We start from the raw sequence: 23880 nt of genomic DNA on the forward strand, positions 1-23880 counted from the left end.
CATCCTCACCGCCGGGCTCAGCGGTCGCCGAGGTACGCCTCCAGCTCCACCTCGACCAGGTGGTCGGGGTCGAGCAGGCCGGCCACCACGACCATGGTGGCCGCCGGACGGACCGCGCCAAAGACCGCGTTGTGCGCCCGGCCCACCTCGTCGGCGTACGCCCGGTCGGTGACGTACATCCTGGTCCGCAGCACGTCCCCGGGCTCCGCGCCCACCTCGGCGAGCGCGTCCAGCCCGATCCGCAGGGCCTGGGCGGTCTGCGCCGCCGCGTCCCCGACGTGGGTGACCACGCCGTCCACGGTGGAGGTGCAGCCGGCCGTCAGGGCCCGGTCACCGGCCCGCACGACCCGGCAGTAGCCGTACAGCGACTCCCACGGGCCGCCCGAGCCGAGCCGCGTGACGGTCACGCCGCCGCCAGGGTTTCCAGCGCCTGCGCCACGGTGAAGGCGCCCGCGTACAGCGCCTTGCCGGTGATCACGCCCTCCACCCCGATCGGCTCCAGGGTGGCCAGCGCCCGCAGGTCGTCCAGGGTGGAGACGCCGCCGGAGGCGATCACCGGGGCGTCGGTACGGGCACACACCTCGCGCAGCAGGTCCAGGTTCGGCCCGCGCATGGTGCCGTCCTTGGTGATGTCGGTGACCACGTAACGCGTCGCGCCGGCCTTGTCCAGCCGCTCCAGCACCTCGAAGAGGTCGCCGCCGTCGCGGGTCCAGCCCCGCGCCGAGAGGGTACGACCCCGCACGTCCAGCCCGATCGCCACCCGGTCGCCGTACTCCCCGCACACCCGGTCGCACCAGACCGGGTCCTCCAGGGCGGCGGTGCCGATGTTCACCCGGGCGGCCCCGGTGCCGAGGGCGGCGTGCAGCGACTCGTCGTCGCGGATGCCGCCCGACAGTTCCACCTTCACGTCGAGCTGCCGCACCACCTCGGCCAGCAGGTGCGCGTTGGAGCCGCGGCCGAAGGCGGCGTCGAGGTCGACCAGGTGGATCCACTCGGCGCCGTCCCGCTGCCAGGCCAGCGCGGCCTCCAACGGGTCGCCGTACGTCGTCTCGCTGCCGGCGGCGCCCTGGACGAGTCGGACGGCCTGGCCGTCGGCGACGTCCACGGCGGGCAACAGGGTGAGGCTCACGGTTCTTCTCCTCGAAGTCAGGTACGACGGTCCAGGGCGATCACCACGATCGCCGGCAGTACGAGCAGCAACAGCACGACCAGCGCGATCCGCAGCGCCAGATCGTCGACGAACGTCCAGATCAGCGCCATCGCCGCCAGGGTCAGCAGCACGATGGCGGCGCGTTCGCCGCGGCTGTGCCGGGGCAACCGGCCCGTCCGCCCCCGGCGCAGCGACGGCGTCAACCGGCGGACCAACGCCCGGCGTCGCGACCGCCGGGCGGCCCGCCGCTCGCGTACGACCCGGTCCCGGGCGGCCTGCGCCTCCCGGGCCGCCCGGCGCCGGGCCCGCTCCTTGCTCACGACGTGCCCCGCCGGCGGGCGGGAGCGGGCCACAGCGGGCCCGCCGCACCGGCCGGACGCTCAGTCACCGGTGGGGAGCGTGGCGAGCCAGTTGCGCAGCAGCGCGGCACCGGTGTCGGCGGACTTCTCCGGGTGGAACTGCGCGGCGTGGAGCGGACCCCGCTCCACGGCCGCCACGAAGTCCGTCTCGTGGTGGGCGGTGGCGACCGTGGCACCGGCGTCCGCCAGCCCGCCCTGATCCCCCACCCCGTACGAGTGCACGAAGTAGAACCGGCTGTCCGCCGGCAGGCCGGCGAAGAGCACCGACCCCGCCGGTGCGGCGACCGTGTTCCAGCCCATGTGCGGCAGCCGGGCGGCGGCCAGCCTGGTCACCCCGCCGGGGAGCAGCCCGAGGCCCTTGGTCACCACCCCGTGCTCGTCGCCGTACTCGAAGAGCACCTGCATGCCCACGCAGATGCCCAGCACGGGACGGCCGGCGACGACGCGCCCGGCGATCACCGGCCCGGCGCCGAGGGACTCGATCCCGGCCATGCAGGCGGCGAAGGCGCCCACGCCCGGCACCACCAGCCCGTCCGCCTCGGCGGCGGCGGCCAGGTCGTCGGTCACCGTCACGTCCGCACCGGCGCGGGTCAGGGCCCGCTCGGCCGAACGCAGGTTGCCCGACCCGTAGTCGAGCACCACGACGCGGCTCATGTCGTCACCGCCCGCCGGTCGGCGCCGCGACGTCGCGGGCGGCGGCCCACGATCCGTCCGCTCACGCGCCCTCCCCCGGCAGCATCCAGAGCACGCCGGCGGCCGTGGCCAGGACGGCGAGCAGCGCGGTGACGATCACCGCGCCGCGCGGGGCGCCCTGCTTGTGCAGCGACCACGCCCCGCCGACCAGCACGCCGGCCAGGATCAGCAGCAACGACGGCAGCACCCCACCCATCAGAGCGCACCCTTCGTGCTGGGGATCGCGCCCGCCGCGCGCGGGTCGATCGCGGTGGCCTCGCGCAGCGCACGGGAGACCGCCTTGAACTGCGCCTCCACCACGTGGTGGGCGTCGGGGTGGCCGCCGGGGCGGGCCGCCCGCAGCACGTCCACGTGCAGGGTGATCCGGGCCGCCTGGCCGAAGGACTCCCAGACGTGCCGGGTCATGCTGGTCGGGTAGACCGGCCCGATGTACGGCGCCAGCGCCGGCTCGTCGTGCACCACGTACGGGCGGCCGGAGAGGTCGACCGCGGCCCGGACCAGCACCTCGTCCATCGGGACGGTGGCCGAGCCGTACCGCCGGATGCCGGCCTTGTCCCCCAGCGCCTGGTCGAAGGCGGCGCCCAGGGCGAGCGCGGTGTCCTCCATCGTGTGGTGGGCGTCGATCTCCAGGTCACCCGCGGTGCGCACGGTCAGGTCGAAGCCGCCGTGCCGGGCGATCTGGTGCAGCATGTGGTCGTAGAAGCCGACCCCGGTGCTGATCTCGGCCTGGCCGGTGCCGTCGAGGTCGATCTCGACGAGGACCTTCGTCTCCTTGGTGATCCGCTCCACGCGGGCGGTCCTGCTCATGCTGGGCAACCTTTCGTTCGCGACTGCGGGGCTCGCAACACCGGCTCACTCCTCGCGCTCACCGAGGCAACCTTTCGTTCGCGACTGCGGGGCTCCGCAGGACCGGCTCACTCCTCGCGCTCACAGCTTCTCCATCGCAGCGAGGAACGCGTCGGTCTCGGTGGGGGTGCCGGCGGTGACCCGCAGCCAGCCGGGCAGGCCGACGTCGCGCACCAGCACGCCGGCTTCGAGCAGGGTGCGCCAGGCGGCGGCCTGGTCGCCCCCGACCTCGAACAGCACGAAGTTGGCGTCGCTGTCGGCAACCCGGAACCCCCGGTCGCGCAGCCGCGCCACGATCCGGTCGCGCTGCTCGGAGATCGCAGCCACCGTGCCGAGGAGGGCGTCGCGGTGCGCCAGCGCCGCCCGCGCCGCGGCCTGGGTGAGCGCCGAGAGGTGGTACGGCAGCCGGACCAGCTGCACCGCCGCCACCACCGCCGGGTCGGCGGCCAGGTAGCCCAACCGGCCGCCGGCGAACCCGAACGCCTTGCTCATCGTCCGGGTCACCACCAGCCGCGGGTGCCCGGGCAGCACCGCCAGGGCGCTGACCGTGCCGGGGCGGGCGAACTCGGCGTACGCCTCGTCGACGACCACCATGCCGGGCGCGGCGTCCAGCACGGCCGCGACCACCGCCGGGTCGAGGGCGGTGCCGGTGGGGTTGTTCGGCGAACAGAGGAAGACCACGTCCGGGGCGTGCTCGCGGACCTGCGCGACCGCCTCGTCGGCGGTCAGCCCGAAGTCGACGCCGCGCCGGGCCGGCACCCACCGGGTGCCGGTGCCGAGCGCCAGCAGCGGGTGCATCGAGTACGCGGGGGTGAAGCCGAGCGCGCTGCGCCCCGGCCCGCCGAACGCCTGGAGCAGCTGCTGCTGGATCTCGTTGGAGCCGTTGGCGGCCCACACCCCGTCGACGGTGAGCCCGTGGCCGAGGTAGCCGGCCAGGTCGGCGCGGAGCGCCACGGCGTCGCGGTCCGGGTAGCGGTTGAGGTCGCGCAGCTCCGCCGCGAGGGCCTTGCCGATCGCGTCCACCACCGGCTCCGGCACCGGGTAGGAGTTCTCATTGGTGTTCAGCCGCACCGGCACGTCGAGCTGCGGCGCCCCGTACGGCGACAGCCCGCGCAGGTCGTCGCGGATCGGCAGGTCGCTCACGCCAGCTCCCCCGGGAAGCGCACCTGGACCGCCCGGCCGTGCGCGGGCAGGTCCTCCACGTTCGCCAGGGTGACCACGTGCGGGGCCACCTCGCGCAGCGCCTGCTCGGAGTAGTCGACCAGGTGCACGCCGCGCAGGAAGGACTGCACGGACAGCCCGGACGAGTGCCGTGCGCAGCCGCCGGTGGGCAGCACGTGGTTGGAGCCGGCGCAGTAGTCGCCGAGCGACACCGGCGACCAGGCGCCGACGAAGATCGCCCCGGCGTTGCGTACCCGCAGCGCCCACTCGCGGGCGTCCCGGGTCTGGATCTCCAGGTGCTCGGCCGCGTACGCGTCGACCACCCGCAGCCCCGCCGCCAGGTCGTCGACCAGTACGACGCCGCTCTGTTCACCGGTGAGCGCGGTGGTGACCCGTTCGGCGTGCTTGGTGGCGGGCACCTGCCGGGCCAGTTCCCGCTCGACCGCCTCGACCAACTCCACCGACGGGGTGACCAGCACGCTGGCCGCGAGGGGGTCGTGCTCGGCCTGGCTGATCAGATCGGCCGCGACGTGCGCCGGATCGGCGGTGTCGTCGGCCAGGATGGCGATCTCGGTCGGACCGGCCTCGGCGTCGATGCCGACGACGCCGCGCAGCAGCCGCTTGGCGGCGGTCACCCAGATGTTGCCCGGGCCGGTGATCATGTCGACCGGGTCGCAGTGGGCCGTGCCCTCGGCGTCGACCGCCGCGCCGTACGCCAGCATCGCCACGGCCTGGGCGCCGCCGACGGCGTAGACCTCGTCGACGCCGAGCAGGGCGCAGGCGGCGAGCACCCGGGGATCGGGCAGGCCGCCGTTGTCCTTCTGCGGCGGGCTGGCCACGACCAGCGAGCGCACCCCGGCCGCCTGGGCCGGCACCACGTTCATCACCACGGTCGACGGGTACATCGCCAGGCCGCCGGGGACGTAGAGACCGACCCGGTCGACCGGCAGCCAGCGCTCGGTCACCGTGCCGCCGGGCACCACCTGGGTGGTGTGGTCGGTGCGCCGCTGGTCGGCGTGCACCTTTCGGGCCCGGCTGATCGACTCCAGCAGCGCGGCGCGTACCTGCGGGTCGAGGGTGCCCTCCGCCTCGGCGATGGCCTCCACGGGCACCCGCAGCACCTCGGGCGAGACCCCGTCGAACCGCTCACTGGCGTCCCGGATCGCCGGGTACCCATGCTCCCGGACCGCCTCCACGAGCGGGCGGATCCTCTCGACCGCCACGGAGACGTCGAGCTGGGCACGGGGCAGCAGGCGGCGCGGGTCGCGGACGCCGCCACGCAGGTCGATCCGGTTCAACACCCTTGCGAGTCTAGGCGGCGCATCCGGACGACGGCCGGCACCGCCCGTACGCCGGGACGGTGAGCCGGGACACGCCGCCGCGCCAGGATCGGGCTACGCTCGACGCGTGACTGCGCGGCTGCCGGTGTTCCCGCTCGGAATGGTCCTCTTCCCCGGTCTGGTGCTGCCGCTGCACATATTCGAGGAGCGCTACCGCGCCCTGGTCCGGCACCTGGTCGCGCTGCCCGAGGACGCCCCGCGCGAGTTCGGCGTGGTGGCCATCCGGGCCGGCTGGGAGGTCGCCCCGACCGGGCCCGACGGCCAGCCGCTGCCCGGCGGCGACGTCACCCTGCACGAGGTGGGCTGCACCGCCGAGCTGCGGCAGGTCACCGAGCGCCCCGACGGGGGCTTCGACATCGTCACGGTGGGCAAGCGCAGGTTCCGCATCGCGGACGTCGACCGTGACGCCGAGCCCTACCTCACCGCCGCCGTGGAGTGGCTGCCCGAGCCGAGCGGGCCCGACGAGGCCGCCGACCTGCTCGCCGCCCGGGTGATCTCGGTCTTCCGGCAATACCTGGGCCTGATCCGCGCCGATCCGGAGGAGCTCTCCGAGCAGCTTCCGGAGGATCCGACGGTGCTGTCGCACCTGGTGGCGGCGACGGCCGTGCTGACCCTGGCCGACCGGCAGCGGCTGCTCGCCATCGACGACACCGCCGCCCGGCTCCGCGCCGAGCTGCGCCTGCTCAACCGTGAGGCGGCGCTGCTGCGCCAGGTGCGGGCGGTTCCGGTGCCGCTGGCGGAGCTGGCGTCCCCGCCGACCCCCAACTGAGTTCAGCTGGGCCGGGCTCGCGCTCCGGGCGCAGCGACGGCCACCGGGACCAGCCGGCCAGCAGGGTGTACGTCACGGCCGCGCCGAACGCGGGCAGCAGCAGGTTGCCGTGCGGCACCGGCAGCACGCCGAGCACCCAGTCGATCCCGCCGGCCCGCAGGTCGACCGGTTTACTGAAGGCCTGCCCGACCGGTGCGCTCTCCAGCAGCCGCTCATAGTCGGCCAGGCCCATCCGCCGGCCGACCTGCCAGGCGACCAGCGCCGCGCCGAAGGTGCCGAACACGGCGGCGAAGAGGCCGACCGGCCCCCGTACCCGGCGCAGCAGGAACCACAGCGCGAGCGCGACGAGCACCCCGAAACCCAGCCCCAGCAGGCTGAACCAGCCGTCGGCGGCGATCGGCTGCTCCGGCTGCGGCTCGGCGTAGATCGCGCCGTCGGGGACCTTGACCACCGGCGTGTCCGGCGCGAGCGCGGCCCAGAGCAGCCCGAGCGGCACCCCGAGCACGCTGGCCGCGAGCACCGCCAGCAGGGCGAGCCGCACCGCCCGCCCGCGCGGCAGGTCCGGCTCCGCCGGCGACGGGAACGGGTAGCCGGCGGCGTACTCCAGGCCGGTGCCACCCGGGGCGTACTCCACGGCGCCGCCCAGCGGCGGGGCGGCGGTGGCGGCGTACGGCGCGGGCTCCCGTTCGGTGGGGCCGCCCCGGGCCGGCGGGTCAGTTTCCGCCCGCGCGGCCGGTGCCCCCGGCTCGTCGGGCCGGTCGGGTTCGGGGGTGTCCGCGCTCACCCGGTGATCCTCTCAGGCCCGGGGGCGGCGTGGACGGCCGGTGGCGGCACACCCGCTCACCGGGCGAACGGCTCCAGCATCACCGCCGCCGCCTTCAGCCACGCCTGCCGGGTCTCCTGCTGGAGCTGGTGGTACTCGATCGAGGAGCCGGTCTCCAGCGCCGGGTCGTACGGCACCACGGCGACGGCCCGGGTGCGGGTGGCGAAGTGCCGCTCCAGGTCGTCCTGCAACGACGAGCGGCCCGGCGTGGGGCAGGAGATCAGGGTGACCGCGTTGTCGGCCAGCTCCCCCATCCCCACCTCGTGCAGCAGGTCCAGCATCCAGTCGGCGCTGAACGCGGCGTCCTCGCGCGGCACGGTGGTCACCACGAGCTGGTCCGCCGCCTGCATGATGGTGCGCCAGTTGGCGCTCTCCACGTTGTTGCCGGTGTCCACGCAGACCACGTCGTGGGTGCGCCGCAGCAGCTCCAGCACCCGCCGGACGGTGAACTGGTCGAGCCGCTGGGCGAACCGCGGGCTCTCCTCGCCGGCCAGCACGTCGTACGAGCCGTCGGAGGCGTGCCGCAGGTAGTCGTCCAGGTGGGCCAGCAGCTCGGGGCCCTCCTTGATCTCGACGTGGGCGAGATCGCTGACCAGGTGCCGGATCGTCCGGGCGTGCCGGGCGCTGCCGGCGCGCAGCCCGAGCGTGCCGCGCAGTTCGTTGTCGTCCCAGGCCAGCACGCCACGCCCGCGTACGCTGCCGACGGTCGCCGCGGCCAGCACGGTGGCGGTGGTCTTGTGCACGCCGCCCTTCGGGTTGGCGAACGCGAGCACCCGGGGGGTGCCCAGGTCGCGGCGGAGCACCCCGGCGGCGCGCTCCAGCTCGCTCTCCGTGCCGCGTGGGCGCCACTCGACGCGGGCCGGGTAGCCCCGCTCGGGGACCACCGGCGCGGGGGGCGGAGCCGGTGGTGGCGGCGGGGCCGGCGCCTGGCGGGCGCGCTGGGAGCGGTAGCCGTTGTCGAGCACCGCGTACCGGGACTCGACCGGGGGCGGCTCGGGCCGGTAGCCGTTGTCCAGCAGCGCGTAGCGCGACTCGGCCGGCCCGGGCCCCGGGCCCCGGCGTGGCTCGGACTCGACGCGGGGCGGCGGGGGCTGGGCGGGCACCCGGTACGCCGCCTCGGCCGGATACCCCGGTTCCACCCGGTAGGACGGCTCGACCGGCTCGGCCCGGTAGGAAGGCTCGACCGGTTCGGCCCGGTAGGACGGCTCGACCGGTTCGGCCCGGTAGGACGGCTCGACCGGCTCCACCCGGTAGGACGGGTCGAGCGGGTCCACCCGGTAGGCGGGCTCGACCCGGTAGGTGGCCTCGGCGCGGTAGCCCGCGTCGACCGGGCGGTCGAACTCCTGGCCGTAGGACGGCGGGCCGGGCTCCGGCGCGTACGGCGGCTCGGCGGCCCGCCCGATGGCCGGCACCCGCGCGGAGTAGCCGTTGCCCGACGAACGGCGGGGCAGCGGCTCCGGCGGGAGCGGTGGCGGCTCGGCGTGCCGGTCGGTTTCGGCCTGCTCGGCCGTGCGGCCGCCGTGGCGGGCCCGGTCGAGCAGCGCCCGCCACCGCGGTGCTTGTTCGGCCGGCCGCCCCCAGCCGGTCTCGCTGCCCTCCAAGGCTCGCCCTCCCAGCGCCATCGGTTCCCGCCTGACAGGCTACGAACGAAACCCTATTCGGACCACACCCGTCTACGCACCTTCGGTTCTTCCTTCCGTCACGGCGCGGGCCCCGGTGTGCGGCCGTCGCCGGCGTCCGTCGAGGTCGCCCGGGAGGCTGGCGGCGTTCCGCCGGGCGCCGCACCGGCCGTTTCCCGCGACGGATCCGTCACGGCGGGTGCGGGTTCCGACGTTTCACCCGTCGTCGGGGCCGCGTCGACGCGCCGGGCGAAGCCGGGTCGCGGCCGGTCGAGGGCGGTTCCGGGGCGAGGCCACCGTCGGCCGGGGGTCGGACGACCTCCCGCTGCTCGGGCAGCGGCGGCGTGAAGACGGTCCGGTCGAGGCGGCTGACCTCCGGTGCCGGGTCGACCGCGCGCACACCGGGTCGCGCGGCCACACCCCGCAGCGCCGCCGGCCCGGCGCGCACCACCGCGGCGTAGACGCAGGCGCAGCCGGAGCGGTACGCGACCGCCTCCGCCTCCGCCACCTCGGCACCGCTGGCGTACACCTGACGCAGCTCGCGCTCCTGGGGTCCGTCGCCGGTCAGCGTGGCAGCGCGGGCCCGATGGTCCGCGGCCTCGCGGTCCTTGCGCGCGGCGAGGTCGGCCAGTTGCGCGACCAGGTCGTCGGGCAGCCGCTGCGCGGAGATGCGGAAGATCTCGGTCTGCCGCTCGGCCAGCGGCACCCGGCCGAAGACGGTGGACACCGGCACATCGCCGAGGACCGCCGCCGCCCGCTGCGGGGTCAGGTAGGACGCGAGGGAGACCAGGGCGTACGTGCCATCGCCGGACCCCGGCGCGGCGGTCGGCAAGGCGGCCAGGTCGGCCGCGGCGGCGCGGACGTATCCGGGGATCGAGTCTCCCTCGGCCACCCCGACCCGGGTCACCTCGCCGACCGTCCGGTCGCCGGTCGGCTGCTCCCCGCCGGCCCACATGGCGGTGAGCAGCACGGCGGCGCAGGAGACCAGGGCGGCCACGGTGAGCACCTGACGCCGGGCCCGACCCGCGCCGGGCCGGGTCACCGTGCCGGCCGGTCGGCGCAGCAGTCGCTGCTCCAGCCGTCGCAGCAGGTCACCGGCGCGCACGGGCGGGGCCCCCTCGTCGGATCGTCTCGGGCGGGACGGTGCTCAGTCGCGCAGGATCTCGAGCGCGCGGTCCAGATCGTCAGGGTAGTCGCTGACGAAGCGCACCTCGTCCCCCGACCGGGGATGCAGGAAGCTCAACGACCGGGCGTGCAGCCACTGTCTGGTCAGGCCGAGCCGGGCGGACAGGGTCGGGTCCGCGCCGTACGTGAGGTCGCCCACGCACGGGTGGCGCAGCGTGGAGAAGTGCACCCGGATCTGGTGGGTACGCCCGGTCTCCAGCCGGACGTCGACCAGGCTCGCCGCCGGGAACGCCTCCACGGTGTCGTAGTGGGTGATGCTCGGTTTGCCGCCGGAGACCACCGCCCAGCGGTAGTCGTGGGTGGGGTGCCGGTCGATCGGGGCGTCGACGGTGCCGCGCAGCGGGTCGAGGTGCCCCTGCACCACCGCGTGGTAACGCTTCTCCACCTCGCGGTACTTGAACGCCCGCTTCAGCGAGGTGTACGCCTGCTCGCTCTTGGCCACCACCATGATGCCGGTGGTGCCCACGTCGAGCCGGTGCACCACGCCCTGCCGCTCGGCGGCGCCGCTGGTCGAGATGCGGTGCCCGATGGCGGCCAGCGCGCCGATCACCGTCGGGCCCGTCCAGCCGGGGCTCGGGTGGGCCGCGACGCCGACCGGCTTGTCCACCACCACGATGTCGTCGTCGGCGTACACCACCCGCAGCCCGGGCACCGCCTGCGGCACGACGGTGGGCGGGGCGGCCGGCGCGGGCAGGGTCACCTCGAGCCAGGAGCCGGCCTTGACCTTGTAGGAGTTGGCGCGGGCCACCCCGTCGACCAGCGCGTCGCCGGCGTCGATCAGGGTCGCGGCGGCGGTGCGGGACAGCCCGAACAGCCGCGACACGGCCTGGTCGAGACGGGTGCCGTCGAGGCCGTCGGGAACGGGCAGGGAACGGTGGTCGCCGCCGGCGGCGAAGGCGCTGGTCATGCCGGCCCCCGCTGCCCGGCGTCGGCCGGCGCCGCCTCGTCGGCGGGTTCGTCCTTGCCGATCCGGCTGCCGTCGCGCTGCCGGCCGGTCAGCTCCAGCAGGAGGGCGAGCACCACGCCGCACACCAGGGCGCTGTCGGCCAGGTTGAACACCGGGAACACCCGGCCGTACGGGGCGAAGACACTGATCATGTCCACCACGTGCCCGACGAACCAGCCCGGGGCACGGAAGACCCGGTCGATGAAGTTGCCCAGCGCCCCGCCCAGCACCAGGCCCAGCGAGATCGCCCAGGGCAGCGAGCGCAGGCGCAGCGTCATCCAGAGGATCCAGCCGACCACCCCGAGGATGATCGGCGGGAAGATCCAGGTGTAGTCGCCGCCGATGCCCCACGCCGCGCCGCTGTTGCGGATCAGGCTGAGGTAGACCGCGCCGCCGAGCAGCCGGACCGGCTCCCGGTCCTCCAGCGCGCCCAGGGCGAGGTGCTTGGTGACCAGGTCGGCCACGAGTGCGGTCAGCGCGATGCCGAACAGGATGGCGACGGCCCGGCGGTGGGACGTGCCGGCCCTCGGCTGGACGCTGCCGGCACCCGGCTCAGCGCTGCCGGGACCGGCGGGCGGTGCTTCGGACATCTGCTCCCCATCGACGCTCGCGGCGGCGCTGCCGCGCCGCCTCCCATGGCCGCCGGGGAGCGGGCCTCAGCGCCGCTCCTCCAGCTGCTTGCACGTCACGCAGAGGGTGGCCGACGGGAAGGCGGCGAGCCGCTCCACCGGGATGGGGTTGCCGCACCGCTCGCACCAGCCGTAGCCACCCTCGTCGAGCCGTTCCAACGCCCGCTCGACCTGCGTGGTCCGTTCCAGGATGCTGTTGGCGAGTGAGATCTCCTGCTCACGCTCGAACGTCTTGGTCCCGGTGTCGGCCTGGTCGTCCCCGGCCGAGTCGGTCAGCCGGTCGCGCTGCAGCTCGGTGATCTCGCTCAGCGTCTGATCGTACTCGGCGCGCAACTCGTCACGCCGCGCCGCCAGTGCCGCCCGGATCTTCTCGGTCTCCGCCGCGCTGCGGGTGGCCTTCGCCACCGGCTTCCGGCCGGCGGTCCTGGTGTCGGCTGGCTTCGCCATCGTCGCTCCCTCGGCCGCGGAACCGCGGCGGTCCGCGGCACCTGGACAGGGGCGCCAGCATCGGCGCCCCCAGGTACAAAAGGGGCGCGCGGCGACGGGGCCGCGCACTCCAGAGATTCGCAAGAATACGGAACGTACAGGCGCACGACAACGTGCCGCACCGACGGACCGGCGTTCGCCCTCGAGTCATGCCTAACTGGGGCAAAAGGAACGCTAGCAGATCACCCGTCGGGCCCTTGGCCGTACTCGCCAAACCAGCGGGCCAGCCGACCCCGCCGGCTGACCGCCCGCAGCCGCCGCTCCGCCTCGTCGCGCACCCCGGCGGTGGCCACGATCAACAGGCTGTCGCCGGTCTTGAGCCGGAAGTCCGGGCCGGGCACGACGCCCGTCCCGTCGCGCAGCACCAACGTCACCGAGGCGCCCAAAGGCAGCCGCAACTCGTCGACGTGCACCCCGGCCAGCCGGGACCCGGGCGGCACCTCCAGTTGGAGCAGGTCCGCGCCCATCCGCTCCAACGGCGCCGTCTCCACCCGGATCTCGGTCGCCTCGGCCGGCGCGGTCACCCGCAGCCGGCGGGCCACCGGGCCCAGCGTCCCGGTCTGCAACAGCGTGAAGATCACCACCAGCACGAAGACCGCGTCGAAGAGCCGGTCGGCACCGGGCACCCGCTCCGACAGCGGGATCGTGGCGAGCACGATCGGCACCGCCCCCCGCAGCCCCGCCCAGGACAGGAACGCCTGCTCGCGCAGGCCGAACCGGAACGGCAGCGCGGAGGCGGCAACCGACAGCGGACGCGCCAGCAGCACCAGCGCCAGCCCGGCGACCACGGCCGGCAGCACCGCCGAACCCAGCCGGCCCGGCGAGACGAGCAACCCGAGTAGCACGAAGAGCCCGATCTGGGCCAGCCACGCCAGGCCGTCGGCGAAACCGAGGATCGCCTGCCGGTGCGGCAGCCGGGCATTGCCGAGGACCACGCCCGCCACGTAGACGGCGAGGAAGCCCGAGGCGTGCAGCACCGCGCCGGCGGCGTAGGCGAACACGGTCAGCCCGACCGCCGCGATCGGGTAGAGCCCCGCCGACGGCAGCGCGGCCCGGCGCAGCGCCCACCGCCCGCCGACGCCCGCCGCGAAGCCGACCGCCGCGCCGACGCCCAGCTCGTAGCTGACCAGGGAGATCTCGTACCACCACGGGTGGGTGATCCCCTCCCGGGACAGCAGCACCACCAGCAGCACGACCGGGGCGTCGTTCATCCCCGACTCCGCCTCCAGGGTGGCCACCAGGCGGGGCGGCAGCCGCAGCCGGCGCAGCGTGGCGAAGACCGCCGCCGCGTCGGTCGAGGAGAGCACCGCGCCGTAGAGCAGGGCCAGCCGCCAGTCCAACCCCAGCAGCAGGTGTACGACGAGGCCGACGACGAGAATGCTGACCACCACGCCGACCGTGGAGAGCAGCGCGGCCAGCCCCAGCACCGGGCGCAGGGTGCTCCACCGGGCGGTCAGCCCGCCCTCGGCGATGATCACGATGAGCGCGCAGAAGCCCAGGGTCCGGGTCAGCTCCACGTCGTCGAAGCGGATGCCCAGCCCCGACTCCCCGATCGCCACCCCGAGGGCCAGGTAGGCCAGGAGGCTCGGCACGCCGAGCCGGGTGGAGAGACGGACCGCGCCGACCGCGACCAGCAGGACACCCGCACCGAGCAGGAGCGCGAGATCCAGCCCCGGCGTCACCGCCGCCCGGCCTCGGCGTCCGTCACCCGGCGGCCCCGTCGCGCAGCCGGCGCAGCAGCTCGGTCAGCTCAGGGGCGGGGCCCTCGACCAGGAACAGCTTGTCGCGACTGGCCGCGCCGGCCCGCAACGACACCATGGCCGGCCGTACGCCCAGCGCGCCGGCCAGCGCCCGCCGGGCCGCCTCGGTGGCCCGCCCGTCGACGGCCGGGGCGTTCACCGCGATCACGAGGGCAGGCCCGTGCGGCCCGTCGAAGCAGCCGCCGACACGGGCCCGCGCGGAGCCGGGCTTCACCCGGACGGCGACGGTCAGCGTGTCGTTCACGGAAACCCTCCCGCCACTCAGGCCCGACCGACGTCGGCGAGCAGGGCGGTGACGGGCGCGCAGCGGGCGCACGGGGTGAAGCCGAGGTCGACGGCCTCGGCCACCGGCAGCGGCTCGTGCTCCCGCAGGGTGAGGTGGGGGCAGTCGGCCAGGTGGTAGCGGGGCCGCCCGTCGACCACCCGCACCCCGGCGTCGAGGCGGGCCACCCGGGCGGCCTCGATCGGCGTGACGTCCTGGGCGGGCGGCTCGTCGTCGTACGACACGGCCCCGCCGGCCCCGGGCGCGGCGGCCGGTACGTCGCCGTCGGTCACCGGCGGCCCGGGCGGTTGCCGCCACCCGGTGCCGTCGACGTCGACCGTGGAAGGAACGTGCTGGACGGGGATCTCCGGCTCTGCCGGCGGCCCGCCGGCGAAGGCCGGCCCCGCCGGACGGGTCGCCTGACGAGGTCGCCACCCCGACCGGCCCGGATCCGCCGCCGCCCGGTCCGCAGCCGCCTGGCGGGCGCCCGCGACCAGCGCGACGGCGGCCAGCAGGCTGGCCGCGATGGAGATGGTCAGGAGAGCGCTGGAGCCACCGGCCAGGCCGAGCACCAGCAGCACCACCGCGACGAGGATGAGCAGGAGACTGGCGACTGTCACAGCTCACCCCCGCCGCGTCGTGCTGATGAGGCGAGGTCGGCGACCGTCATGGGGGCGACGGCCGCCGACCGGTGGTTCAGCGACCTGCTTCGAGGGCGCCGGAGCGACCGCCGCCGTAGGAGCCGGCGAGACCCGCGGCGGCCAGCCCGTTGCCGCCGGCGGCCCGGGTGCCCTCACCACCACGGGTCATCTCGACCTCCAGGCCCTGGCCGCGGCCGTCGAGGTCACGCAACTGGCTCTCCAGGTAGGCCTTGAGCCGGGTGCGGTACTCGCGCTCGAACTGCTTGAGCTCCTCGATGTGCTTCTGCAGGGCGGTGCGCTTGGCGTCCAGGCCGCCCATGGCCTCCTGGTGCCGCTGGCGGGCGTCGCGCTCCAGGGCGTCGGCCTTGGCGCGGGCCTCGCGGGTGACCTCCTCGGCCTTGGAGCGGGCCTCGGAGAGCAGCTGGTCGGCCTCGCGACGGGCGTCCGAGACGTGGTCGTCGGCCGTCCGCTGGGCCATCATCAGCACCCGCAGCGCCTGTTGCTCGCCGTCAGCGCCGCCCGCCGGGCCACCGGCGGTACGGACCTGCTCCAGCTCGGCCTGCATCGCGCGGGCGGCCTGCTCGGCCGCCGCCTTGTCGCGCTGCACCCGGTCGAGCTGGGCCTTGACGTCGTTGAGCTCCGCCGCGAGGCGGGCGTCGCCGCCGGGGCCGGCGGGGGCGCCACCACGGCCGCCGCGCTCCACCTGGGCACGCAGCTCGTTGTTCTCCTCGATGAGACGGGCAAGCTCCCGCTCGACCTCGTCCAGGAAAGCGTCGACCTCCTCCTCGTCGTACCCCCGCTTGCCGATCGGCGGCTTTTTGAAGGCGACGTTGTGGACGTCGGCCGGGGTCAGCGGCATCGAAACTCCTCGGGTCAGTTGCGGCCGCGAAAGCGCGTCGGTCATCAGACGGTGCCGATGATCGACCGCCTCAACACGAACTCCATCAGCACGAACAGGATAACCAGGAGCACAAGTGAGGCCAGGTCGATGCTCACGGTACCAATTCGCAACGGAGGGATCACACGCCTCAACGCGTTGAGGGGGGGATCAGTGACGCTCCACACGATTTCCAGCCCCACCGATGCCCCGCGTCCCGGCTGCCAGCGGCGGCCGTACTGGAGAACGGCGCTCAGGACGAAGCGGGCCAACAGGACGAGCAGGAAGAAGTAGAGCACCAGATACAGCACTTGCAGCACGATCGACAACACGGCAGGCGACGTCCCTCGGGTCGGGCGGGGCTAGCTCAGGCTGAAGAAGCCGCCCTCGGCGATCTTGGCCTTGTCCTCTGCGGTGACCTGGACATTGGCCGGTGAGAGCAGGAACACCCGATTGGTCACGCGCTCGATCGTACCCCGCAGCCCGAACGCGAGGCCGGCGGCGAAGTCGACAAGTCGACGCGCGTCCGCCTCGTCCATCTCCGTGAGGTTGATGATCACCGGAACCCCGTCGCGGAAGTGCTCGCCGATGGTGCGCGCCTCGCGGTACGTGGTGGGGTGCAGCGTGGTGATCTGGTAGCGCTGCTCCTCCTCGGCGATCACCGCGCGCTCCCGGGGCTGCGACTGCGGCGCCAGGGCCAGGTTGTCGCGGGTGTGGTAGGTCAGCGCGCCCGAGGTGTCACCGGCGGACGGCCGGGTGATGGAGCGGACGCTGGACCGCTCACCCCGCTCCGGGCGGTCGGTGTCGCCCCGCTCGGCGTCGGCCGCCCGGGAGGTGGCGCGCTCGGAGAGCCGGCCACGGTCGCCGAGCCGCGACCGGGGGGCCGGCGGCTCCTCGGCGTCGTCCTCGTCCTCGTCGGCGAACTCCTCCGAGTACCGGCTCTGCCGGTAACGCGAATCGCGGTAGCCACTCTTGTCGTAGCCACCGTCGTCGTAGGCCCGCTCGTCGTCCTCTTCGACCAGACCGAGCCAGACCCCCGCCTTGCGCAGTGCACCCATCCCGCGCCCTTCCCGTCCGCCGTGCGGCACGCGCCCCCGTGCCGTGTCGCTTGTCGCGAGTGGAACACTTCTGCCCACCGGAGCGGAACGGCAATCCCCCGGCACGCGATTCGCGTCGCGCGCCACGACCCCCGACAACGGGACGCCGCTCCCTCAAACAACAACGATGTAATTTGCTTCTCGCGGTCAGGCTACCGCAGCGTGGGGCGCATTCCGAGCAACGCGCTGCCGACGCGGACATGTGTCGCGCCGTACCGGATCGCGATTTCCAGATCGCCGCTCATCCCGGCGGAGAGCGCGGTGGCTCCCGGATGGACCGCACGGAACGCGGCGGCCACCTCGGCCAGTCGGGCGAACGCCCGCTCCGGCTCCCAGCCCAACGGCGCCACCGCCATCAGCCCGGTCAGCCGCAGGGCCTGCGCGCCGGCCACCGCCTCGGCCACCGCGCCGAGCCCGGCGTCGGGGTCGGCCGAGTCCGGCAGCGCCCCGCCCCGGGCCGCGTCCCCGTCGATGCTCACCTGGATGAGCGCCGCCAGCGGCCGGTCCCGCGTCGCCGCCGACGCCGTGTCCAACGCCCGCGCCAGCCGGACACTGTCGACCGAGTGCACGACGTCGGCGTAGCGGACCACCGACCGGGCCTTGTTGCGCTGCAACTGCCCGATGAAGTGCCACCGTGGAGTCACTCCCGCCGCGGCCACCTCGGCCGCCTTGACGGACGCCTCCTGGTCGCGGTTCTCCCCCACGTCCACGACGCCGAGCCCGGCCAGGGCCACCACGTCCCCGGCCGGGTAGGTCTTGGTCACCGCGATCATGGTGACCTCGGAGTCGTCCCGTCCCGCGGCGGCACAGGCGTCCGCGACCCGGGACCGTATGGCGGCCAGACCGGCCGCGATCTCGGCGCGCCGGTCCGGGCGCACCGTGGCTGGGCTGTCGGTCATCGGCGCGGCTCAGGAACCGTTCTTGAGGAAGTCGGGCACGTCGACGTCGTCGAAGAGCACCCGGCGGGGCGACTGCTGCGGGGCCGGCATGGTGGCCGGCGGCGCGACCGGGGCACCCGACTGCGCGGGCTGGTTCTGGTTGCTCTTGCGGGGCGGCTCGGCGGCCTTGTACGCCGGCGCACCCCCGTCGAAGCCCGCCGCGATGACGGTGACCCGCACCTCGTCGCCGAGGGCGTCGTCGATGACGGCGCCGAAGATGATGTTGGCGTCCGGGTGGGCCGCGTCGGTGACGAGCTGGGCCGCGTCGTTGATCTCGAACAGGCCCAGGTCCGACCCGCCGGCGATGGAGAGCAGCACGCCGCGCGCGCCGTCCATGCTCTGCTCCAGCAGCGGGCTGGAGATGGCCGCCTCGGCCGCCTCGACGGCGCGGTTCTCGCCACGCGCGCTGCCGATGCCCATGAGCGCGCTGCCCGCACCGCTCATCACGCTCTTGACGTCGGCGAAGTCCAGGTTGATCAGACCCGGCGTGGTGATCAGGTCGGTGATGCCCTGGACACCGGAGAGCAGCACCTGGTCGGCGGTGCGGAACGCGTCCATCATGCTGATGTTGCGGTCACCGAGCGCCAGCAGCCGGTCGTTGGGGATGACGATCAGCGTGTCGCACTGGTTGCGCAGCTCGTCTATCCCGGACTCCGCCTGCACCTGGCGGCGCTTGCCCTCGAACGAGAACGGCCGGGTGACCACGCCGATGGTCAGCGCGCCGAGCTTGCGGGCGATGTTCGCCACCACGGGCGCCCCGCCGGTGCCGGTGCCGCCGCCCTCGCCGCAGGTCACGAAGACCATGTCGGCGCCCTTGAGCACCTCCTCGATCTCGTCGCGGTGGTCCTCGGCGGCGTTCTTGCCGACGTCGGGATTGGCGCCGGCGCCGAGCCCACGGGTCAGCTCACGGCCGACGTCGAGCTTCACGTCGGCGTCGCTCATGAGCAGCGCCTGCGCGTCGGTGTTGATCGCGATGAACTCGACGCCCTTGAGCCCAACCTCGATCATCCGGTTGACGGCGTTGACGCCGCCGCCACCGATGCCGACGACCTTGATGACCGCCAGGTAGTTGTGCGGAGGTGTCATCTCCGGTCCTTTCCCTTCGAGATTGGCATGGGCCGACCGGTTACGGCTTGGCCAGACCAGCGGCCGACGTCAGCTGTCACCAGCGAGGATCAGGGTTAAACCCTCACCCTCTACTAGAGGCTTACAGTTATGTCAACCACTGATCCCCTTCGGGGCAACGTAAGCGCCCTCACGCGATGAGCCAAGGACCCGCCCGGCGTGTCGCCGCCGGAGCGGGACGGGTCACGTCCCAGGCCACGCAACCCGGTCACCGCAGGGTCACCACGTCCGGCGCGCTGACGTCGATGGTGTCGGCCTTCCGGTCGAGCAGGGCGCTGGCCACCCGGGCCTTGTCCGCGCCCCGGGTCGCGTCCCCCCAGACCACCACCCGGTCGCCGCGCAGCCGCAGCGTGATCCGGGCCAGCCCCTCGACGGTCACGTCCACCAGCTCGGCGCGCAGTTCCGGGGTGAGCGCGCCGAGCACCTCCAACGCGGCCCGGGTCGACCCGTCGCCCGGCCCCGGCTCGGCGAGCCGTACCACCGGCAGGCCGTCCGGCGGCCGTGGCACGGTCCGGAAGACCACGCCCGCGCGATCGATCACCACGAACTGCTCCCCGCGCGGCACCACCGCCACGCCGGAGCGCTCGGTCACCCGTACCACCAGCGTGTCCGGCCAGTCCCGGGTCACCACCGCCTGCTCCACCGCCGGCAGCCCGCCGACCCGCCGGGCGGTGGCGGCCAGGTCCACCCGGGCCAGCGGCGCGTCGTCGGGCACCGCGGCCGCGTCGCGGACCTGCACCGCGGTGACCAGGTCGGCGCCCTCGACGCGGACCTCGCGCACCCCGAACAGGCCGGTGCCGAGCAGCGCCCAGACGACCAGCCCGGCCACGCCGAGCACGCCCGCGGCGATCGCCCACGGCAACGCCGCGCGCATCCGACGCTGCCGGGCCCGGGCCATGAACCGGCGGGTCGAGGTGGGGACGGCGTCGCTGCCGGCCCGGACCAGCTGCCACCGCCGCACCGGCCCACGCCGGCCGCCGCCGTCCGCGCCGGTGGTGCGCCCCCGCGCCGGGCCGGGACTCATCCGGCCGAGGGCGCCGCGCCGTCCGGGACCCCGCCGCCGGCACCGCCGACGCCGGGGACGCTGCCACCGATGGTCGTCGCCCCGCCCGCCTCACCGCCGGGCGTCGTGCCCGTCGGCGTCGCCGGATCCGCGGTACGCGCCGACAGCGCGGCCAGCAGCTGGTCCCCCATCAGCGAGATCGGTGGGGCTCCCATGGTCACCACGACGTCGCCGGGGCGGGCCCGCCGGGCCACCTCCACCGGCGCGGCCTCCCACGAGTCCACGAAGACCTTCCGCTCCGCCGGCAGCGACACCGCCTCGACCAGCGCCGCCGACCCCTCCCCCGGCTCACGCAGCTCGCCCGGGCCGAAGACCTCCAGCAGCACCACCTCGTCGGCGATGGCCAGCGACTCGGCGATCTCCGCCTGGAGGTCGCGGGTGCGGTAGAGCCGGTAGGGCTGGAAGACCACGATCAGCCTGCCGTCCCCGGCCACCTCGCGCAGCGTCTGCAAGGCCAGCGTCATCGAGGTCGGGTGGTAGGCGTACTCGTCGTAGACCAGCACGTCGTCCGCGACGCCCTTGCGCTCGAAGCGCCGCCGCACGCCGGGGAACGCCGCGAGCGCGCCCTCCGCCGCCTCCAGCGGCAGGCCGAGCAGGTACTCGGTCAGCACGGCCGAGGCGCTGTTGAGCCCCATGTGCCGCCCCGGCACCGGCAGCCGGAACTCGCCGAGCGACCGCCCGTCGATGCCCGCCAGGTAACGCACGCCCCGGGCCGACGAGGCGATGTCGGTCAGCCGCAGGTCAGCGTCGGCAGCCTCGCCGTACGTGTGCACCCGGCGGCCCTCCGCCCGCAGCGTCTCGGCCAGCCGTCGCCCGCCCGCGTCGTCGGCGCAGGTGATGATGAAGCCGTCCGGGTCGGTGAGCCGGGCGAAGTCGGCGAAGGCCGCCTCCAGCGTGGCGAGGTCGCCGTAGGTGTTCAGGTGGTCGGCCTCGACGTTGGTGATGATCGACACATACGGCCGGTAGATCAGGAAGGAGCGGTCACTCTCGTCCGCCTCGACCACGAAGTACTCGCCCGTGCCGTGGTGGGCGCCCGAGCCGACCTCGGAGATCTCCCCGCCGATCACGAAGGACGGATCCTGTCCGGCCTGCTGGAGCACCATGGTGACCATCGAGGTCGTGGTGGTCTTGCCGTGGGTGCCGGCGACCGCCACCGTCCGGCGACCCGTCATCGCGGCGGCCAGGGCCTCGGAGCGGTGCAGCACGCGCAGGCCACGCCGGCGTGCCTCCACCATCTCCAGGTGGTCCTGCGGAATCGCCGAGGAGTAGACGACCGTGTCGACGCCGTCGAGGTTGGACGCCTCGTGGCTCATGTGGATGGTCGCGCCGAGAGCGCGCATGCCGGCCAGGGAGGGCCACTCCCGCAGCTCGCTGCCGGAGACCGGGATGCCCCGGGTGAGGAAGAGCCGGGCCAGCCCGCTCATGCCGACCCCACCGACCCCGATCAGGTGGATCGTGCCCAGGTCCTCGGCGGTGAGCGTGCCGGCCGGGGTGAACTGTGCGGTGTTCATGACGCGTACCTTCCCGTCGCGGCGCCCCCACTCATCGGGCCACCGCCTCGTAGACGAAGTTGAGCAGCGCCTCGTCGCCGTCGCGGCGCCCGTACGCGGCCGCGGCGGCGCCCATCGTGTGCAGCCGGTGCGGGTCGCGGATCAGCGGGATGACCGTCCGCTCCACCCAGTCGGGGGTCAGCTCGGCGTCGTCGACGAGCAGCCCGCCGCCCGCCTCGACCACGGGTAGCGCGTTGCGCTTCTGCTCCTGGTTGCTGTGCGGGTACGGCACGTAGATGGTGGGCAGCCCGATCGCCGCCACCTCCGCGCAGGTCATCGCCCCGCCCCGGCCGAGCATCAGGTCCGCCGCGGCGTACCCGGCCTCCATCTCGGACAGGTACGGCAGCGTCACGTACGGGACCGGCAGGTCGGTGGGGACCGGCACCGGCTCGTTGCGGGCGCCGATCACGTGCAGCACCTGCACCCCGTTGCGGGCCAGTTCCTTGGCCGCGCCGGAGACGGCGAGGTTGATCGAGCGGGCGCCCTGCGAGCCGCCGGCGACGAAGAGCACCGGCAGGTCGGGACGGAGCCCGAAGTGGGCCCGCGCCCGGTTGCGCATGGCGACCCGGTCCAGCCCGGCGATGCCCCGGCGCAGCGGCACGCCGACCACCCGGGCGTCGCGCAGGGCCTCGGCCTGGGCGGGCTGGTGCGGGAAGCCGACCGCCACGTGCTTGGTGAACCTCATACCCAGCCGGTTGGCCACCCCCGGCGGCACGTTCACCTCGTGGATCACGATCGGCAGCTCGCGGCGCCAGGCGGCGAGGTAGGCCGGCACGGAGACGTACCCGCCGAAGCCGACCACCACGTCGGCGCGCACCTCGTCGACGACCTTGCCCGCGGCGCGGGCCGCGGTCCACATCCGGCCGGGCGTCTTGACCAGGTTCATGTTCACCGACCGGGGCAGCTGGTAGGCCGGGATCTGACGCAGGTCGTAGCCCTGCGGCGGGATCAGCTCGTTCTCCAGGCCCCTCGGTGTGCCCAGGCAGGTGATCCGGACGCCGGGGTCGTGTCGGCGCAGGCAGTCGGCGAAGGCGAGCAGCGGGTAGATGTGCCCCCCGGTGCCACCTCCCGCGAGCACCACCGAACGCAGCGGACCCATCAACGTCTCCTCTCGTCCGCCGACCCGCGGCGGGTCCGGGCCAGCCGGCCCCCGCGCGGTGCGGCCAGGTCGTCCGGCCGCCGCTCCCGCGACCGGGGCACGGACCCTCGGGCAGCCGGGGGCGCCGCCGGACGGCGGCGTCGCCCGGGAAGCGGCGGCAACGGGGCCCAGAGTAGTCGGACCCATCGGGCCGGCGGACGGGCATGCAGCGCTCTGGCGGCGTCGGGTTCGGCACGGGCGAAGGAGGCGAGCATCCCGATCGCGGCGAGGGTGACGACCAGGGCGCTGCCGCCGTCGGAGATGAACGGCAGCGGCAGGCCGGTGATCGGCAGCAGCCCGACCACTCCGCCGATGTTGATCACCGCCTGGCTGACCAGCCAGGTGGTCACCGCCGCGGCGGCGAGCCGGCGGAACGGGTCGTCGACCCGGCGGGCGATGCGCAGCCCGGTGTAGGCCAGCACGGCGAACAGGCTGAGCACCACCACGCAGCCGACCACGCCCAGCTCCTCCGCGATGATCGCGAAGATGAAGTCGTTGTGCGCCTCCGGCAGCCAGCCGAACTTCAGGCTGGACTTGCCGAGCCCGACGCCGAACCAGCCGCCGTGCTCGATGGCGAGCCGCCCCTGGTAGATCTGGAAGCAGCCGTCGAGCTTGCACTCGTCCGGGGCGGGCGGGTTGAAGAACGACATCAGCCGGGCCAGGCGGTAGTTCTCCTCGCCCCGCTTCCCGGAGCCCGCGCCCAGCGAGGCGACGGCGATCAGCAGCCCGACGCCGATCAGCCCGAGCACGGACAGCATGCCGAAGACCCGCTTGCGTACCCCGGCCGCCCAGAGCAGCCCCACCACCAGGGCGAGCAGGCAGAGCATCGTGCCCAGGTCGTTGTAGCCCACGAGGACGAAGAGCAGGCCGACCACCGGGAAGAGCGGGGTGGCCAGCTCGCGCCACCAGCCGAGCGCGGCGCCCTTGCGGGCGATCACGTGGGCTCCCCAGAGCACCAGGGCGAACTTCGCCAGCTCGGAGGGCTGCACCTGGATGCCGCCCACGAACAGCCACAGCAGCCGGGCCTCGAGCGGGCCGATCCGGGCCGACTCCTGGTTGGTCAGCCGGGCGTACGCGAGCAGCAGGTTGAGCACCAGCAGCAGGCCGATCGCCGTGAACAGCAGCGGCCGGCCCAGCGCCCGGTAGGTGGTCGCCGGTAGCCGTTGGCAGGCCCAGAAGGCGACGATGCCGATCACCGCGAAGATCGTCTGCTTGACCAGGGACGCCGAGGCGTTGCCGTTCTCCGCGTAGTCCCGGACGCTCGTCGCCGAGAAGACCATGGTGAGGCCGATCAGCAGCAGCAGGCCGGCGCTGGAGAGCAGCAGGTAGTAGGAGGCCAGCGGGCGGTCCAGCAGGCCGCGCAGCGCGGCCAGCCCGCCGGCGGCGTCCAGCCCGCGCAGCGCGGCCAGCCCGCCGGCGGCGT

The 23880-nt window shown here is 74.5% G+C and carries 26 protein-coding genes and 1 pseudogene; 1 reads left to right on the forward strand and 26 read right to left on the reverse strand.

Annotation, left to right across the window (positions count from 1 at the left end; all coding sequences use genetic code 11):
- Positions 1-17: 17 nt before the first annotated feature.
- The 8 genes from AB0D32_RS17920 to hisD all read right to left on the reverse strand — a co-directional run bounded on the left by AB0D32_RS17920 (position 18) and on the right by hisD (position 5510).
- Positions 18-407: a RidA family protein gene (locus AB0D32_RS17920; RefSeq protein ID WP_357090960.1), complete on the reverse strand. Its 390-nt coding sequence runs from the start codon at positions 405-407 to the stop codon at positions 18-20.
- Entirely contained in the window at positions 404-1129 is a 726-nt protein-coding gene (priA, locus tag AB0D32_RS17925; RefSeq protein ID WP_357090962.1) for a bifunctional 1-(5-phosphoribosyl)-5-((5-phosphoribosylamino)methylideneamino)imidazole-4-carboxamide isomerase/phosphoribosylanthranilate isomerase PriA, read from the reverse strand. The genes AB0D32_RS17920 and priA overlap by 4 nt, the downstream gene beginning before the upstream one ends.
- A 17-nt stretch (positions 1130-1146) precedes the next feature.
- The gene (locus tag AB0D32_RS17930; protein ID WP_357090965.1) at positions 1147-1470 is read right to left on the reverse strand and encodes a hypothetical protein; all 324 of its coding nucleotides are present in this window, start codon (positions 1468-1470) and stop codon (positions 1147-1149) included.
- 60 nt (positions 1471-1530) lie between these two features.
- Complete coding sequence (gene hisH / locus AB0D32_RS17935) at positions 1531-2163, reverse strand: imidazole glycerol phosphate synthase subunit HisH (RefSeq protein WP_357090967.1); 633 nt, start codon at positions 2161-2163, stop codon at positions 1531-1533.
- 61 nt (positions 2164-2224) lie between these two features.
- Positions 2225-2398, reverse strand: coding sequence for a hypothetical protein (locus AB0D32_RS17940; protein ID WP_357090969.1), 174 nt, complete (start codon positions 2396-2398; stop codon positions 2225-2227).
- Positions 2398-3009 carry an imidazoleglycerol-phosphate dehydratase HisB gene (hisB, locus tag AB0D32_RS17945; RefSeq protein ID WP_357090971.1) on the reverse strand — a complete coding sequence of 204 codons (612 nt, stop codon included), beginning with the start codon at positions 3007-3009 and terminating at the stop codon, positions 2398-2400. Before hisB ends, AB0D32_RS17940 begins: the two co-directional genes overlap by 1 nt.
- Positions 3010-3129: 120 nt before the next feature.
- Positions 3130-4191 carry a histidinol-phosphate transaminase gene (locus tag AB0D32_RS17950; RefSeq protein ID WP_357090973.1) on the reverse strand — a complete coding sequence of 354 codons (1062 nt, stop codon included), beginning with the start codon at positions 4189-4191 and terminating at the stop codon, positions 3130-3132.
- Complete coding sequence (hisD, locus tag AB0D32_RS17955) at positions 4188-5510, reverse strand: histidinol dehydrogenase (RefSeq protein ID WP_357090975.1); 1323 nt, start codon at positions 5508-5510, stop codon at positions 4188-4190. Before hisD ends, AB0D32_RS17950 begins: the two co-directional genes overlap by 4 nt.
- A gap of 106 nt (positions 5511-5616) precedes the next feature.
- Here hisD and AB0D32_RS17960 point away from each other — a divergent pair, with 106 nt between their 5' ends.
- Positions 5617-6318, forward strand: a complete 702-nt coding sequence (locus AB0D32_RS17960) for an LON peptidase substrate-binding domain-containing protein (RefSeq protein ID WP_357090977.1) — start codon at positions 5617-5619, stop codon at positions 6316-6318.
- Here AB0D32_RS17960 and AB0D32_RS17965 read toward each other — a convergent pair.
- From AB0D32_RS17965 to AB0D32_RS18050, 18 genes and pseudogenes are all read right to left on the reverse strand, one after another.
- Positions 6233-7102 (reverse strand): DUF2567 domain-containing protein, encoded by an 870-nt coding sequence (locus AB0D32_RS17965; protein WP_357090979.1) that lies wholly within the window; start codon positions 7100-7102, stop codon positions 6233-6235. The two genes, AB0D32_RS17960 and AB0D32_RS17965, sit on opposite strands and share 86 nt — an antisense overlap.
- A 56-nt stretch (positions 7103-7158) precedes the next feature.
- Positions 7159-8763, reverse strand: coding sequence for an AAA family ATPase (locus AB0D32_RS17970; RefSeq protein ID WP_357090982.1), 1605 nt, complete (start codon positions 8761-8763; stop codon positions 7159-7161).
- 77 nt (positions 8764-8840) lie between these two features.
- Positions 8841-9865, reverse strand: a pseudogene (locus AB0D32_RS17975) (hypothetical protein).
- Positions 9866-9907: 42 nt separating this feature from the next.
- Complete coding sequence (locus AB0D32_RS17980) at positions 9908-10852, reverse strand: RluA family pseudouridine synthase (protein ID WP_357090984.1); 945 nt, start codon at positions 10850-10852, stop codon at positions 9908-9910.
- Complete coding sequence (lspA, locus tag AB0D32_RS17985) at positions 10849-11481, reverse strand: signal peptidase II (protein WP_357090987.1); 633 nt, start codon at positions 11479-11481, stop codon at positions 10849-10851. The genes AB0D32_RS17980 and lspA overlap by 4 nt, the downstream gene beginning before the upstream one ends.
- Before the next feature lie 66 nt (positions 11482-11547).
- Positions 11548-11967 carry a TraR/DksA C4-type zinc finger protein gene (locus tag AB0D32_RS17990; RefSeq protein WP_357090989.1) on the reverse strand — a complete coding sequence of 140 codons (420 nt, stop codon included), beginning with the start codon at positions 11965-11967 and terminating at the stop codon, positions 11548-11550.
- A gap of 221 nt (positions 11968-12188) precedes the next feature.
- The gene (locus AB0D32_RS17995; RefSeq protein ID WP_357090991.1) at positions 12189-13688 is read right to left on the reverse strand and encodes a potassium/proton antiporter; all 1500 of its coding nucleotides are present in this window, start codon (positions 13686-13688) and stop codon (positions 12189-12191) included.
- 22 nt (positions 13689-13710) lie between these two features.
- Positions 13711-14010: a DUF167 domain-containing protein gene (locus tag AB0D32_RS18000; RefSeq protein ID WP_357090993.1), complete on the reverse strand. Its 300-nt coding sequence runs from the start codon at positions 14008-14010 to the stop codon at positions 13711-13713.
- Positions 14011-14027: 17 nt separating this feature from the next.
- Positions 14028-14648 (reverse strand): hypothetical protein, encoded by a 621-nt coding sequence (locus tag AB0D32_RS18005; protein WP_357090995.1) that lies wholly within the window; start codon positions 14646-14648, stop codon positions 14028-14030.
- Positions 14649-14724: 76 nt separating this feature from the next.
- A complete protein-coding gene (locus AB0D32_RS18010) occupies positions 14725-15528 on the reverse strand; it encodes a DivIVA domain-containing protein (protein ID WP_357090997.1) in 804 nt (267 codons plus the stop codon).
- Between the two features lie 44 nt (positions 15529-15572).
- Positions 15573-15878, reverse strand: coding sequence for a YggT family protein (locus tag AB0D32_RS18015; RefSeq protein WP_088999245.1), 306 nt, complete (start codon positions 15876-15878; stop codon positions 15573-15575).
- A gap of 30 nt (positions 15879-15908) precedes the next feature.
- On the reverse strand, positions 15909-16604 hold the full coding sequence (gene sepF / locus AB0D32_RS18020; protein WP_357090999.1) for a cell division protein SepF: 696 nt from the start codon (positions 16602-16604) through the stop codon (positions 15909-15911).
- A gap of 191 nt (positions 16605-16795) precedes the next feature.
- Positions 16796-17542, reverse strand: a complete 747-nt coding sequence (locus AB0D32_RS18025; RefSeq protein ID WP_357091001.1) for a YggS family pyridoxal phosphate-dependent enzyme — start codon at positions 17540-17542, stop codon at positions 16796-16798.
- 9 nt (positions 17543-17551) lie between these two features.
- Positions 17552-18667, reverse strand: a complete 1116-nt coding sequence (gene ftsZ / locus AB0D32_RS18030; protein WP_357091003.1) for a cell division protein FtsZ — start codon at positions 18665-18667, stop codon at positions 17552-17554.
- A gap of 247 nt (positions 18668-18914) precedes the next feature.
- The gene (locus tag AB0D32_RS18035) at positions 18915-19730 is read right to left on the reverse strand and encodes an FtsQ-type POTRA domain-containing protein (RefSeq protein WP_357091006.1); all 816 of its coding nucleotides are present in this window, start codon (positions 19728-19730) and stop codon (positions 18915-18917) included.
- The gene (gene murC, locus AB0D32_RS18040) at positions 19727-21280 is read right to left on the reverse strand and encodes a UDP-N-acetylmuramate--L-alanine ligase (RefSeq protein ID WP_357091008.1); all 1554 of its coding nucleotides are present in this window, start codon (positions 21278-21280) and stop codon (positions 19727-19729) included. Before murC ends, AB0D32_RS18035 begins: the two co-directional genes overlap by 4 nt.
- Positions 21281-21311: 31 nt before the next feature.
- Positions 21312-22418 carry an undecaprenyldiphospho-muramoylpentapeptide beta-N-acetylglucosaminyltransferase gene (gene murG / locus AB0D32_RS18045; protein ID WP_357091010.1) on the reverse strand — a complete coding sequence of 369 codons (1107 nt, stop codon included), beginning with the start codon at positions 22416-22418 and terminating at the stop codon, positions 21312-21314.
- Positions 22418-23830, reverse strand: coding sequence for a putative peptidoglycan glycosyltransferase FtsW (locus tag AB0D32_RS18050; protein WP_357091078.1), 1413 nt, complete (start codon positions 23828-23830; stop codon positions 22418-22420). Before AB0D32_RS18050 ends, murG begins: the two co-directional genes overlap by 1 nt.
- Between the last annotated feature and the right edge of the window lie 50 nt (positions 23831-23880).

This window comes from Micromonospora sp. NPDC048170, from assembly GCF_040652795.1.
Taxonomy (GTDB): Bacteria; Actinomycetota; Actinomycetes; order Mycobacteriales; family Micromonosporaceae; genus Micromonospora.

What these genes read in the sequence shown, in the direction of transcription:
- hisH (WP_357090967.1), bottom strand. Translation starts at nt 2,163, where the DNA reads ATGAGCCGCGTCGTGGTGCTCGACTACGGGTCGGGCAACCTGCGTTCG.
- AB0D32_RS17940 (WP_357090969.1), bottom strand. Translation starts at nt 2,398, where the DNA reads ATGGGTGGGGTGCTGCCGTCGTTGCTGCTGATCCTGGCCGGCGTGCTG.
- hisB (WP_357090971.1), bottom strand. Translation starts at nt 3,009, where the DNA reads ATGAGCAGGACCGCCCGCGTGGAGCGGATCACCAAGGAGACGAAGGTC.
- AB0D32_RS17970 (WP_357090982.1), bottom strand. Translation starts at nt 8,763, where the DNA reads ATGGCGCTGGGAGGGCGAGCCTTGGAGGGCAGCGAGACCGGCTGGGGG.
- AB0D32_RS17980 (WP_357090984.1), bottom strand. Translation starts at nt 10,852, where the DNA reads ATGACCAGCGCCTTCGCCGCCGGCGGCGACCACCGTTCCCTGCCCGTT.
- lspA (WP_357090987.1), bottom strand. Translation starts at nt 11,481, where the DNA reads ATGTCCGAAGCACCGCCCGCCGGTCCCGGCAGCGCTGAGCCGGGTGCC.
- AB0D32_RS17990 (WP_357090989.1), bottom strand. Translation starts at nt 11,967, where the DNA reads ATGGCGAAGCCAGCCGACACCAGGACCGCCGGCCGGAAGCCGGTGGCG.
- AB0D32_RS18010 (WP_357090997.1), bottom strand. Translation starts at nt 15,528, where the DNA reads ATGCCGCTGACCCCGGCCGACGTCCACAACGTCGCCTTCAAAAAGCCG.
- sepF (WP_357090999.1), bottom strand. Translation starts at nt 16,604, where the DNA reads ATGGGTGCACTGCGCAAGGCGGGGGTCTGGCTCGGTCTGGTCGAAGAG.
- AB0D32_RS18025 (WP_357091001.1), bottom strand. Translation starts at nt 17,542, where the DNA reads ATGACCGACAGCCCAGCCACGGTGCGCCCGGACCGGCGCGCCGAGATC.
- ftsZ (WP_357091003.1), bottom strand. Translation starts at nt 18,667, where the DNA reads ATGACACCTCCGCACAACTACCTGGCGGTCATCAAGGTCGTCGGCATC.
- AB0D32_RS18035 (WP_357091006.1), bottom strand. Translation starts at nt 19,730, where the DNA reads ATGAGTCCCGGCCCGGCGCGGGGGCGCACCACCGGCGCGGACGGCGGC.
- murC (WP_357091008.1), bottom strand. Translation starts at nt 21,280, where the DNA reads ATGAACACCGCACAGTTCACCCCGGCCGGCACGCTCACCGCCGAGGAC.
- murG (WP_357091010.1), bottom strand. Translation starts at nt 22,418, where the DNA reads ATGGGTCCGCTGCGTTCGGTGGTGCTCGCGGGAGGTGGCACCGGGGGG.